This is a genomic window from Mycolicibacterium sp. CBM1 (assembly GCF_054073305.1).
This window is the reverse complement of record NZ_JBSXPP010000010.1, coordinates 1-12,265: the sequence shown is the minus strand read 5'-3', so window position 1 is coordinate 12,265 and position 12,265 is coordinate 1. Positions and strand designations below refer to the sequence as shown.

Annotated in this window: 10 protein-coding genes; 5 read left to right on the top strand and 5 right to left on the bottom strand. The window is 65.4% G+C overall.

Going from position 1 to position 12,265, the window contains the following annotated elements; genetic code table 11:
* Positions 1-17: 17 nt before the first annotated feature.
* Positions 18-857 (top strand): hypothetical protein, encoded by an 840-nt coding sequence (locus tag ACXDF8_RS14580; protein ID WP_457223982.1) that lies wholly within the window; start codon positions 18-20, stop codon positions 855-857.
* 162 nt (positions 858-1,019) lie between these two features.
* On the opposite strand, the gene ACXDF8_RS14575 is transcribed toward ACXDF8_RS14580, so the two are convergent.
* The 5 genes from ACXDF8_RS14575 to ACXDF8_RS14555 all read right to left on the bottom strand — a co-directional run bounded on the left by ACXDF8_RS14575 (position 1,020) and on the right by ACXDF8_RS14555 (position 7,487).
* Positions 1,020-1,751, bottom strand: coding sequence for a hypothetical protein (locus tag ACXDF8_RS14575; protein ID WP_457223981.1), 732 nt, complete (start codon positions 1,749-1,751; stop codon positions 1,020-1,022).
* 31 nt (positions 1,752-1,782) lie between these two features.
* Positions 1,783-3,285, bottom strand: a complete 1,503-nt coding sequence (locus tag ACXDF8_RS14570) for a putative alpha/beta hydrolase (RefSeq protein ID WP_457223980.1) — start codon at positions 3,283-3,285, stop codon at positions 1,783-1,785.
* On the bottom strand, positions 3,282-3,581 hold the full coding sequence (locus tag ACXDF8_RS14565) for a DUF2563 family protein (protein WP_457223979.1): 300 nt from the start codon (positions 3,579-3,581) through the stop codon (positions 3,282-3,284). The genes ACXDF8_RS14570 and ACXDF8_RS14565 overlap by 4 nt, the downstream gene beginning before the upstream one ends.
* 70 nt (positions 3,582-3,651) lie before the next feature.
* Positions 3,652-5,649 (bottom strand): prolyl oligopeptidase family serine peptidase, encoded by a 1,998-nt coding sequence (locus ACXDF8_RS14560; protein ID WP_457223978.1) that lies wholly within the window; start codon positions 5,647-5,649, stop codon positions 3,652-3,654.
* Between the two features lie 23 nt (positions 5,650-5,672).
* On the bottom strand, positions 5,673-7,487 hold the full coding sequence (locus tag ACXDF8_RS14555) for an NAD(P)-binding domain-containing protein (RefSeq protein ID WP_457223977.1): 1,815 nt from the start codon (positions 7,485-7,487) through the stop codon (positions 5,673-5,675).
* 118 nt (positions 7,488-7,605) lie between these two features.
* On the opposite strand from ACXDF8_RS14555, the gene ACXDF8_RS14550 reads away from it, so the two are divergent.
* The 4 genes from ACXDF8_RS14550 to adh form a co-directional block, all read left to right on the top strand.
* Complete coding sequence (locus tag ACXDF8_RS14550) at positions 7,606-8,658, top strand: 2,3-butanediol dehydrogenase (RefSeq protein WP_457223976.1); 1,053 nt, start codon at positions 7,606-7,608, stop codon at positions 8,656-8,658.
* On the top strand, positions 8,655-9,434 hold the full coding sequence (locus ACXDF8_RS14545) for an acetoin reductase (protein ID WP_457223975.1): 780 nt from the start codon (positions 8,655-8,657) through the stop codon (positions 9,432-9,434). The genes ACXDF8_RS14550 and ACXDF8_RS14545 overlap by 4 nt, the downstream gene beginning before the upstream one ends.
* 23 nt (positions 9,435-9,457) lie before the next feature.
* Entirely contained in the window at positions 9,458-10,747 is a 1,290-nt protein-coding gene (locus tag ACXDF8_RS14540; protein ID WP_457223974.1) for a GAF domain-containing protein, read from the top strand.
* A 10-nt stretch (positions 10,748-10,757) separates the two neighbouring features.
* Positions 10,758-12,265, top strand: a 1,508-nt coding sequence (adh, locus tag ACXDF8_RS14535; protein WP_457223973.1) for an aldehyde dehydrogenase, incomplete at its 3' end; no start/stop codon positions are given.

Here is a 12,265-nt window from a genome sequence, read left to right as displayed (position 1 = left end):
CTTGTTGAGGAGGACGTGTGCGGTTCGTGGCGACACTCCTGATGTGGATCGTCACGACGGTGCTGCTGGCGCTCGCGCTTCCGGCGGCGTGGGTGCAGCAGAACTTGGTCGATGCGGACGGTTACGCGGCGCTGGCGCAGAAGGCCGCGGCCGACCCAGGGCTGCAGTCGGCGATGGCCTCGGAGTTGACGACGCAGGTGGCTCGGCTGGGCACGGGCGTCAACACCGGAGCGGTGAGCCCGGCTGCTTCCGCGTATACGTCGAGCCCGTCGTTTCCCGGCCAGTTCGCGCAGGCGAACCGCTTCGCCCATCGCTGGTTGTTCACCGATCAGATCCGGTCCAGTGTCGACGGGCAGGGGCGGTGGGTGATCGACATTGCGCCGATGCTCTCCGACACCGCGTTTCAGCAGACGTTGAACGACTACAACATCACGGTGCCGACGTCGATGCCGATTCCGTTGACCGACAACGCTCCTGCGGCGTTGCGGCCCGGGGCGCTGCGGCAGGTGGCGACGTACGGGCCGTGGGCGAGTGTGGGCCTGGCGGTGCTGGCGGGCGTGGCAGCGTTACTGACGCTGTTCATGGCGCGCAGTCGGGGCAAGATGTTGGTGGGCCTGGGAGTGGTGGGACTGCTGGTGGGAGCGGCCGGTTGGGCCGCGATCGAACTCGGTCGACGCCACCTCAATACGCTGCTGGACAACACTTCTGGGGACATCCGGCGAATCGCCGAGGCGATGATCGGCACTGCGGAGAGCAGCATGCACCAGTGGCTCAACATCACGTTGGTCTCCGGTGGCGGCTTGGTGATCATCGGGGTGATCGTCTCGCTGCTGGTGAGCCTGGCCAAGACGAGCTAGGGCAGCTCTAGTCGTCGTGGGTTTCGGCGAGCGCTGGTGGCCCGGTCGGGCCGATTAGATTTGAAGGCGCCGTCGACGCGGCCGTTGATCTTGATGAAGTTGGTCCAGAATCTGGCAACGAAGAACAGCGTTACTGCCGCCATGATCGATACGAATAACCCGCTATTCCAGTCGGTCGTCTAGAGAACGGCGGGTGGTGTGACGTTCATGATCGCCAGGCCCACTTCGTGGTCGGCGCTTACCGAACTGATAGCCCACCGCATATGCGATGAAGGGCAGTAGCCACAACGGCAGTGAGGCGATGGTGGCGACGACAGCCTGAACATATTGCGCGCGCGCAGGTGGCTCGCCGCGTGAAGCGTCATCGGCGCCAGCCAGCGCACCCATCGCAGTCAGCGCAATAGCACCGATCACTGACTGCCAAACCCAGCCGAATAGATATACGTCCGCTGCGATAATTGAGGTGAGAATCGCCGCGATCCACCAGAATCCGTCAGCAGTGACCACGCCGTTGTAGCTGTGCGGCGGCGGAGGAGGTAATGAAGGCGGCTCTGAACCATCTTCCGGAGGGTCAGGATGCGTGTTCTTTACGAATACGGAGCGGGTCTTCCCGCCAATTCTCAGTTGCCAACCAACAAAATATGCGAAGCCAACTGCGAACGCGACGCTCAGCGCAACCGCGAGGAATACCACGCGCAAGGGGCGTCCCGATTGCTCCAGCCCCAGTCCAAGCAGCGCCGTTGTCGCGGCCGACCCTATCCAATAGCAAAGTCGTGCAGCATGGCGCGTCTTGCAGAGGAGCTGAGACAAGATGACGAAACCGACGGCAGTCGCCGCGCCTAGAAGAAGCACAGATGAACTGCTTAGCCGCACCCGATGTGCGGCAGCGGCCATGGGCAGTGACTCCCTAGCGTGGTCGAGCGACTCAATTATCAAATTGGGACCCTACCCATCCGCCGAACTTGCCTCCGCCAAAGCCAATCACGATTGCACCGACCACTGCTGCGGCTGCCGCGCCTTCCGGGCCAATGGCAGAGCCAGCCAGCGCCCAGGCGCCGACACCGGCAAGATAGCCGCCGCCAATCGAACCCGCCGTCTCTCCGATGGTCTGTCCCATGGGTGCGCCGTCTTCCAGGGCACGCCCAGCCATCACTATCTCAATGGCGGCACCAACGGCGCCCATGCGCTTTCCAATCGTTGTGAGTGCCTCGGCATCCGCACCCGACAAGGCCCCGACTGCGTGTCGGCCTGTGCTGGCAGTGTCGCCGTAGACCTCGATGCCGCTAGCGGCAGCACCGCCGTAAGTAGTCAAGCCCTTGGTCAAGTCAGCAAGGGTAACTCCGTCGGACAGTTCACTAACGGTTGCCGCCGCCCCGGCGGGTGACATACCTTGGTGTTCAAGCGCATTCACAGCCTGCTTGACGGTGAGGGACCGCGCGAACTGCTCTCCCTCGTCAAGCTGCTGCGTCGCTTGGTCGGCCGACATCGGCGGCAAGCCATACAACCCCTGCTCCAGCTTTCGTTGGAGGTCCAGCCGAGACTGTGCGCGCGTTCGGGTATCACCGCCGAGAACAGGATCCTTCGGCAGTGGCCCCGTGAAGTGCGCCATCCGGAAGTCGTCGAGACGTTCACCGGCCAGCCGTCGGGCATCGGCGTCGGCACCAGGGTTGGTCGCGGTGGCGAAGTCGCGCAAACGTGCTGCGGCAGAAGCCTTCTCCGGGGTCATCGGGTCGGAACTGTTGGCCAGCGCCTCATCCTGGGCGCGCTGATTCGCGTCGTAGTAGTCGGTCGATTCGCGACCACGTTGCTCTGGCCCTAGCTCGCTGTCACCATCGACGTCTTCGATCGGTGCTGGGTCGTAGCCGTGCCCGGCGCGCAGGTCGGTCAACGAGGCTTCCAGCTTGGCCGAGTAGTCGTCGCGCAGGGCTTCAACCTGATGCAGCACGCCTGATGTCGCCGCGATCGCGTTGTCCTCCAAGACCGAGGCGTCCTGGTCGTTGGCCAGTGCTTGCCCGATCAAGGCATCGATGTAGTGCAGTTGGGTGTTGAGGTTCTCCACCTGCATCCCCGAGAATCGCTGTGTCTCTGCCAGGTTGGCGGCAATGTAGGTCAGATCGGTCCCGATGGCAGGAAGCTGGTCCTGCTGGACCATCAGCCGAGTCGTGGCCCGCTTGACCTCGTCGCTGTCGTTTATCGGGTGCTCGCCGTTCTCTCGGTCCCACGAGGCCTGGAAACGAATGCGCGCCTGCTCGAACTCCTTGAACGTCTCCGATGTGCAGGCGCCGGCGCTGTAGAAGGCTCGGCCCAGATCGGCGATCGCGCCGGGATCACCGCTTTGCACGGTCTGGTCGACTTTCCAGGGATCGCCGCCGGCTTCCCCGATCAGCGCACCGACGCTGATGTGGACCAGCTGCGGGTATGCGGTCACAGCACCGAACGCAAGGCCTCGGCGTTGCGGTCCTCCATGTCGAGGAATGCCGACGCGGTCGTGTGCGCTTTGTCGCCCAGCACCCCGAGGCGGCTGTCGTGGTCGCGGAGCCGCTGGACGTGGTTGCTGTGCGCTTCGCCGAGGACTCCGTGAAAGGCCTCGGCTGCGGCGAAGTCGCCGAAGATCCCTGTCGTCACGCGAGCGCGTGACAGCTGGTCAGCGCCCTCCATGGCCAGCCATGCCGCGTTGTAGGACCGGTTTGCGCCCGAGCGCATCTCCTCGACGTCGACCTGCACCGCACACCCCCTGACAAGTTAGCTGTTAGCCACAGGGTACTACGCTTCGTGTGCTGGTCAACTCACCCATTTACCCCAGCATGCGGTGCAGGAACGAGTAGCTCAGCGCGGACTTGAACGCCGTCTGCGCATTGTCCGCCGCCCCGGCATGCCCGCCCTCGATGTTCTCGTAATACCAGACGTCGTGGCCGGCCTCCTCGAGCGCCGCCGTCATCTTGCGGGCATGTCCGGGATGCACCCTGTCGTCGCGCGTCGAGGTGGTGATCAGCACCGGGGGATAGCGCTTCTCGGCCAAAATATTCTGATACGGCGAGTATTCGGAGATGAACGCCCAGTCCTCGGGGTTGTCCGGGTCGCCGTACTCGGCCACCCAGGACGCGCCGGCCAGCAGCAGATGGAACCGCTTCATGTCCAGCAGTGGCACCTGGCACACCAGTGCGCCGAATAGCTCGGGGTACTTGGTCAGCATGACACCCATCAGCAACCCGCCGTTGCTGCCACCTTGGGCTCCGAGCTGTTCGACAGTGGTGATCCCGCGCGCGACGAGATCCCGTGCCACCGCGGCGAAATCCTCGGTCACCTTGTGCCGGCCCTCCCGCATCGCCTGGGTGTGCCACGTCGGTCCGTACTCCCCGCCGCCGCGGATGTTGGCCAGCACGTAGGTCCCGCCTCGCGACAGCCACAGCCGGCCCAGCACACCGTCGTAGCCGGGAGTCCGCGATACCTCGAACCCGCCGTACCCGCCCAGCAGCGTGGGTCCGGGTGCTTGGTTGTGCTTGTGGCCCACCACGAAATACGGGACCGCCGTGCCGTCGTCGGACGTCGCGAAGTACTGCGCGACCTCCAGATCGGCGGCGTCGAAGAACGACGGCGCGCGCCTGATCTCGGTCAGTTCGCCGCCGATGACGCCGTGTAGCAGCCGAGACGGGGTGATGAAATCGCTGGAATCCAAGAAGATTTCATCACCGGTGTCATCGGCGGCGACGATGACCGTGTTGTCGCCGAGGTCCGGCACCGGTTCCCGTGTCCAGCTTCCCGGCGTGACGATCTCCACCCGGCTCGCGACGTCGGCCAGCGTCACCAGCAGCAGCCGGTCGCGCGTCCACGAATACTGGTGCAGGCAGGTGTGCGCGTCGGGCTCGAAGACCACCGCCAATTCAGCTGTACTGTCGAGGAATTGTTCGTAGTCGGCGGCCAATAGCGACCCGGCCCGATACGACGCGGTGCCGGTCAGCCAGTCGCTGCGCAACTCGATCAGCAACCACTGCCGATGTACCGACAACGTGGCATCGGTCGGTGCGTCGATCCGCACCAACTCACCCGAACGCAGTTGGTAGACCTGGTCGTTGAAGAAGTCCTCCGCCCGGTGCAGCAACACGCGTTCGAAGCCGGGGGTCCGGTCCACCGACGCGCTGACAATGACGTCGGTGACCGGCCCGGTGAACACCGTTTCCGCTTCGGCCAGTGGTTGGCCACGCCGCCAGCGCTTGACCACCCGCGGGTAACCGGACTCGGTCATCGAGCCCGGTCCGAAGTCGGTGCCCACCAGCACCGTGTCGGGGTCTTCCCACGAGACCCGCGACTTCGCCTCCGGCAGCTCGAACCCGTCGGTCACGAATGTCCGCGATGCCATGTCGAATTCGCGCACCACGGCCGCGTCCGACCCACCCCGCGACAGGCTGACTAACGCCAGCGTGTGCTCCGGCTCGATCACGTCCGCCCCGGCCCACACCCAGTTCTCGTCCTCGGCGGCGGCCAGCGCATCGACGTCGATGATGACGTCCCAGGCGGGATCCTCGGTCAGGTAACTGTCCAGGGTGGTCCGCTGCCACAGCCCCCGCGGGTTGGCCGCGTCGCGCCAGAAGTTGTACAGGTACTCGCCGCGGCGCCGCACGTACGGGATCCGCGCGTCAGTGTCGAGGACTTCCAACGCTTCGGCGCGCAGCTGGTCGAACGCGTCGCCGCTGAACTCGGCGACGGTCGGATCGTTGTGCTTGCGCACCCAATCCAGTTGCTCGTCACCGGCGATCTCTTCGAGCCAGAGGTAGGGGTCGTCGTGTTCGGCCATGCCCCCATTCTGCTGGCATACCCTCAGCTCAGGTGATGGACCTCCTGCAAGCCGTACACCGGCGTCGGCAGACCTTCGTGGCGGGCCTTGAGTTGCAGGGCCAGGTACAGCGAGTAGTGCCGCGATTGGTGCAGGTTGCCGCCGTGGAACCACAGGTTCGCCTGCTGGGTGGGCTTCCACATGTTGCGCTGCTCGCCCTCCCACGGCCCTGGGTCCTTGGGCGTATCAGAACCCAGACCCCACACCTTGCCCACCTTGTCGGCCACCTCCTGACCGATCAGGTCGGCCGCCCAGCCGTTCATCGATCCGTACCCGGTGGCATAGACCACCACATCGGCGGGCAGCTCGGTGCCGTCGGCCAGCACCACCGCGTCCTCGGTCAGCCGATCCACCTGACCGTGGGCCAGCTTGATGCGGCCGTCGGCGACCATCTCGCACGCGCCGACGTCGATGTAGTACCCCGAACCACGCCGCAGGTACTTCATGAACAGCCCGGAACCGTCTGCACCCCAATCCAACTCGAAACCTGCGGCCTCCAGCCGGTCGTAGAAGTCCTTGTCCTTCTCCCGCATCTGGTCATAGAGCGGAATCTGGAACTCGTGCATGATCCGGTAGGGCAGCGAGGCGAACGTCAGGTCGGCCTTCTCGGTGGTCATCCCGGCCGCCAGTGCGCGTTCGGAGTACAGGTCGCCTAGGCCGATCTCCATCAGGGAGTCCGACTTGACGATGTGGGTCGAAGAGCGCTGCACCATCGTCACATCCACGCCGTTCTCGTAGAGCGCCTTGCAGATGTCGTGCGCGGAGTTGTTCGACCCGATTACGACGGCCTTCTTGCCCACGTATGGGTCGGGCCCGGGATGCGCGCTGGAGTGGTGCTGGTCGCCACGGAAGACGTCCTGGCCCGGAAGCGTCGGCACGTGTGGCTTGCCCGACATCCCGGTGGCGAGCACCAGCTGCGTCGGGTGCAGGGTCAGGCGCTCACCGTCGCGGTCCACCTCGACCGTCCAGCGACCGGCTGCCTCGTCGAAGGACGCCGACTCACACGTCGTCTTCGGCCAGTACGGCACCTCCATGACGCGGGTGTAGAACTCCAGCCAGTCGCCGATCTTGTCCTTCGGCGCGAACACCGGCCAGTTCGGCGGGAACGGCAGATACGGCAGGTGGTCGTACCAGACCGGATCGTGCAGGCACAGCGACTTGTACCGCTTGCGCCACTGGTCGCCGGGCCGCTCGTGGCGGTCGACCACGATGGCGGGCACCCGCAGCTGGCGCAGCCGAGCACCCAGCGCGATCCCGCCCTGTCCACCGCCGATGACGAGCACGTACGGCTGGATCGACCGGCCCAGTTCGGCCTCCTCTTCGGCCCGCTTCTCGGCCCAGGACCGCGGGTCCGGATCGTCACCGTGCACGGCGCCCAGCACCCGCGACGGTCCCTTGGCCTCCTCGAAACCCTTGAGTTCCTGCAGCGCGGTCAGCAACGTCCAGGCCTGATCGCCCTTGAGCCGGAGATGTCCGGTGCCGCGGCCGGCCGCCGTCTCGAACTCGATGAACGCCGAGGTCACGTCACCATCGGCGGTCGGTGTCTCCCGCGTGCGGAAGCCGGAGGGATCGGTGTCGGCCAACCGCGCGGTCAGCATGCCGGCGATCGCGTCGCGGCCCTCGACGGTCTTGATGTTCCAGGTGAACGAGACGAGGTCGCGCCAGAAGCTGTCGACGGCGAACTTCGCGACGACGCGGTCGATGTCGCGGTCAGCCAGGGCGGCCTCGAAGTCGGCGAGCCAGGCGTCCACCCGCTGCTGCGGGGTGACGTCGGTCTGTGGTTCCAATGTTGATGTCATGTGAGCCAGGACACACCTGCCCCGACGGGTCGACAAGAGTTGCGAGGCGTTGCAACCTGCGGCCCTGCAACCCCCTGCAACTCTTTCCGATGTGGTCGCCGTCACATAGAACTGCGTCATGAGAGCAGCCGTGTACTACGGGCCGAACAAGGTCCAGATCGAAGACGTCGCCGAACCTGAGCCCACACCCGGGACGGTGAAGCTCAAGGTGGGATTCAACGGGATCTGCGGCACCGACCTGCACGAGTACTACGCCGGACCGATCTTTGTGCCCACCTCACCGCACCCGCTGACCGGCGCGCAGCTGCCGCTGACCATCGGCCACGAGTTCTCCGGCACCATCACCGCCGTCGGTGACGGCGTCACCGGCTGGGCCGAGGGCGACCGGGTAGCCGTCGAACCGATCTACAAGTGTGGTCACTGCGGCCCGTGCCGGGCCGGGAACTACAACGTCTGCCAGCAAATCGGCTTCCACGGCCTGATGTCCGACGGCGGCATGGCCGAATACACCGTCGTCCCCACCAACATGTTGCACAAACTGCCCGACAACGTCTCCTTGGAACTGGGAGCTTTGGTGGAGCCCATGTCGGTGGCCTACCACGCCGCAACCCTCGGCGACGTGCACACCGGCGATACCGCCATGGTGTTCGGCGCCGGACCGATCGGGATCGGTCTGTGGTTCGCTTTGCGGGGCAAGGGAATCGACGACGTCTTCGTCGTCGAGCCGTCGCCGACCCGGCGTGCGGCCATCGAGGCGCTCGGTGCGAAGACCCTCGATCCGGCCGGCGTCGACATCCCCGCCTTCATCGCCGACCACACCGGGGGAGACGGTGCCGACGCCGTGTTCGACGCGGCCGGAGTCACCCCGGCGGTGACGACCGCGCTGGCCTGCGTAGGCTCGCGCAAGCCGATGATCAGCGTGGCGATCTACGAAAAGCCGCTGGAGACACAGCTTCTCAACCTCGTGATGAACGAGAGCCGGATTCAGGGCTCACTGTGCTACACCGGTGCGGACTTCGAGGCGGTCATCGCCCTGATGGCCAAGGATGCCTACGACACCACCGGCTGGGTGGCCAAGATTCCCATCTGCGACGTGGTGGACGAGGGATTCGAGGCGCTGCACGCCGGAACGAAGATGAAAGTCCTGGTCGACCCGAACGGAGAATCATGAGCCTGCAAGGTAAGGTCGCGCTTGTCACCGGAGCGGCCCGCGGAATCGGGCGCGCAATCGCGCTGCGCCTAGCCCGTGACGGAGCTGACATCGCACTGGTCGACCTCCGCGCCGACGGCCTCGACGCCGTCGCCGCCGAGATCTCCGAAATAGGCTGCAAAACAGCGATCTTCGCCGCGGACGTCAGCGACCGCGAGCAGGTGTTCGCCGCCGTCGAACACGGCGCCCGCGGCCTGGGCGGGTTCGACATCATGGTCAACAACGCCGGCATCGCCCTCGTCGGCCCCCTTGCCGACGTGACACCGCAGGACGCGGCCCGGGTCTGGGCGATCAACGTCAACGGCGTGTTGTGGGGAATCCAGGCCGCGGCCGCGAAGTTCAAGGAGCTGGGCCACGGGGGCAAAATCATCAACGCCTCCTCGATCGCCGGCCACGACGGGTTCGCCATGCTGGGCGTCTACAGCGCGTCGAAGTTCGCGGTTCGGGCGCTGACCCAGGCCGCGGCCAAGGAGCACGCCGTCGACGGCATCACCGTCAACGCCTACTGCCCAGGGGTGGTCGGCACCGACATGTGGGTGGAGATCGACAAGCGGTTCGCCGAACTCACCGGTGCCGCCGAAGGCGAGACGTACGACAAGTTCGTCGGCGGTATCGCACTCGGCCGCGCGGAAACCCCCGACGATGTCGCCGGGTTCGTCTCCTATCTGGCCAGCGCGGATGCCGACTACATGACCGGCCAATCCGGTCTGATCGATGGTGGCCTGGTTTACCGCTGAGATGCGGAGCACAATCGGCAGTAATGCAAGGTCCGTCCGTGCCTGAGCCCGCCGTCGCTGTCGGGGAAGATCCGCGCGTGTACGCGCGGCTGATGTCGGCCGTCTATGACGCGACGATGGCAGGCCACCGTGCCCCCGCCCGCCCGCGCGATGTGATCGGCGAATCCTGGCGGCGGCTGATGTCGGCGGGGGTGAACCCCGACCGGCGCACACCGCCGGTGGTGGAAGCCGGCGGTCTGGAGGCGTTGCGGCGGGCGTCGGGTTTGATGACGGTGCTCGACGAGGTCTCCCGCGGACTCGGGTCGATCGTCGCCGACGGCGCCAGCATCCTCGTGGTCGCCGACTCCGCGGGTCGCGTGCTGTGGCGATCCGGCTCACCGGCGGTGCTCCACAATGCCGACCGCCTGGGCTTCGTGGAAGGCGCCCGCTGGGCCGAAGGAGAGGTCGGGACCAACGCAATCGGCACGGCCTTGGTGTCCAATCGCGCCGTGCAGGTCTTCTCCGCCGAGCACTTCCTGCGTACTCACCATTCCTGGACGTGCGCCGGGGCGCCGATCCGCGACCCGCGAACCGGCACCGTGATCGGCGTGGTCGACGTCTCTGGCCCGGCTGCCACCGTGCACCCCACGACGGTGGCGCTGGTCGACGCCGTGGCCCGGCTCGCCGAGGCCCACCTGCGCGAGCAGCACGACCGCACCCTGAACCGGTTGCGGATGGTGGCCGCCCCGATCTTGGCGCGAATCGGCAAGCCCGCCTTGGCTGTCGACTCTGAAGGCTGGGTGGCGGCGGTCGACTCACTGCCGCTGCACAACCGCATCCTGTTGCCCGAGCAGGTTGCCCCGGGCCGGGTTTGGATACCGACGTTCGGCCCCTGCGATGTCGATGTGCTCCCCGGCGGCTGGCTGGTCCGGCCCACTGAGGACGACGACATTCCGGCGTTGGCCCGGGTGTCGCTCGACGTGAGTGTGTCGGGGGCGCCGGCCCTGGAGATGGCCGGAGAATTCGGCCGCTGGCGCCACGACATCTCGCTGCGCCACGCCGAGATTCTGCTGATCCTGGCACGCAACCCGCAGGGCAGATCGGCGCCCGAGCTGGCGGACGACCTGTACGGCGACCGGTCCCGGGTGGTCACGGTTCGCGCCGAATTATCCCGGCTCCGTAAGCAATTTGCCGGCTTGCTAGCTGCCCAGCCGTACCGCTTCGCCGGCGGGATCGATGTCACCGTGTGTTACCCCGCCGCCATGTCGATGGTGTTGCCCGCGTCGGCAGCACCCGCGGTTCATGCCGTTCGTATCAGTGAAAGTGTCTCGTAGAGGAGGACTTATGACAGTGTTCGCACGGCCGGGTTCGGAGGGATCGTTGATGTCTTTCCTGGGTCGTTATGAGAATTTCGTTGGTGGGCAGTGGGTGGCGCCCGTGGGTGGGCAGTATTTCGAGAATCCGTCGCCGGTGACTGGTGAGGTGTTCTGCGAGGTGGCTCGGTCGACGGCGGCTGATATCGAGTTGGCGTTGGATGCTGCGCATGGGGCGGCTGCGGGGTGGGGGAAGACCTCGGCGGGGGAGCGGGCGGTCATCCTGAACAAGATCGCTGATCGGATCGAGGCGAACCTGGAGTCGATCGCGTTGGCGGAGTCGTGGGATAACGGTAAGCCGATTCGGGAGACGTTGGCGGCGGATATTCCGTTGGCGGTGGATCATTTTCGGTATTTCGCTGCGGCGATCCGGGCGCAGGAGGGCTCGTTGTCGCAGATCGATGAGGATACGGTGGCGTATCACTTCCATGAGCCGTTGGGGGTGGTGGGGCAGATCATTCCGTGGAACTTCCCGATTTTGATGGCGGTGTGGAAGTTGGCGCCGGCGTTGGCGGCGGGTAATGCGGTGGTGCTCAAGCCGGCCGAGCAGACCCCGGCCTCGATTCTGTATTTGGTGTCGTTGATTGCGGATTTGTTGCCGGCGGGGGTGCTCAATGTGGTCAACGGGTTTGGGGTGGAGGCGGGTAAGCCGTTGGCCTCGAGTAATCGGATCGCCAAGATCGCGTTTACCGGGGAGACCACTACGGGTCGGTTGATTATGCAGTATGCGTCCCAGAATCTGATCCCGGTGACGTTGGAGCTTGGGGGTAAGAGCCCGAACATCTTTTTCTCCGATGTGATGGCGGCCAATGATGATTATCAGGACAAGGCTCTTGAGGGGTTCACGATGTTCGCCCTCAACCAGGGCGAGGTGTGCACGTGTCCGTCGCGGTCGCTGATTCAGGCCGACATCTATGACGAGTTCTTGGCGATGGCGGCGATTCGGACCAAGGCGGTGCGTCAGGGTGATCCGCTCGATTCCGAGACGATGATCGGGGCGCAGGCTTCCAACGATCAGTTGGAGAAGATCCTGTCTTATATCGAGATCGGTAAGAGCGAGGGCGCCAAGGTGTTGACCGGTGGTGAGCGTGCCGAGTTGGGTGGTGATCTGGGTGGCGGCTACTACGTGCAGCCCACGATTTTCACCGGGCACAACGCGATGCGGATCTTCCAGGAGGAGATTTTCGGGCCGGTGGTGGCGGTGACGTCGTTCGCCGATTACGACCAGGCCATCGCTATTGCCAACGACACGCTTTACGGGTTGGGGGCGGGGGTGTGGAGCCGTGACGGGAACACCGCGTATCGCGCCGGGCGTGACATCAAGGCTGGGCGGGTGTGGACCAACTGCTATCACGCCTATCCCGCCCACGCCGCGTTCGGTGGCTACAAACAGTCCGGTATCGGCCGCGAGAACCACAAGATGATGCTCGACCACTACCAACAAACCAAAAACCTGCTCGTCTCCTACTCCAACAAAGC

Bases quoted from the DNA above. Each gene is read 5' to 3' on its own strand.
- ACXDF8_RS14575 (WP_457223981.1), bottom strand. From the start codon at position 1,751: ATGGCCGCTGCCGCACATCGGGTGCGGCTAAGCAGTTCATCTGTGCTT.
- ACXDF8_RS14560 (WP_457223978.1), bottom strand. From the start codon at position 5,649: ATGGCCGAACACGACGACCCCTACCTCTGGCTCGAAGAGATCGCCGGT.
- ACXDF8_RS14555 (WP_457223977.1), bottom strand. From the start codon at position 7,487: ATGACATCAACATTGGAACCACAGACCGACGTCACCCCGCAGCAGCGG.
- ACXDF8_RS14550 (WP_457223976.1), top strand. From the start codon at position 7,606: ATGAGAGCAGCCGTGTACTACGGGCCGAACAAGGTCCAGATCGAAGAC.
- ACXDF8_RS14545 (WP_457223975.1), top strand. From the start codon at position 8,655: ATGAGCCTGCAAGGTAAGGTCGCGCTTGTCACCGGAGCGGCCCGCGGA.
- ACXDF8_RS14540 (WP_457223974.1), top strand. From the start codon at position 9,458: ATGCAAGGTCCGTCCGTGCCTGAGCCCGCCGTCGCTGTCGGGGAAGAT.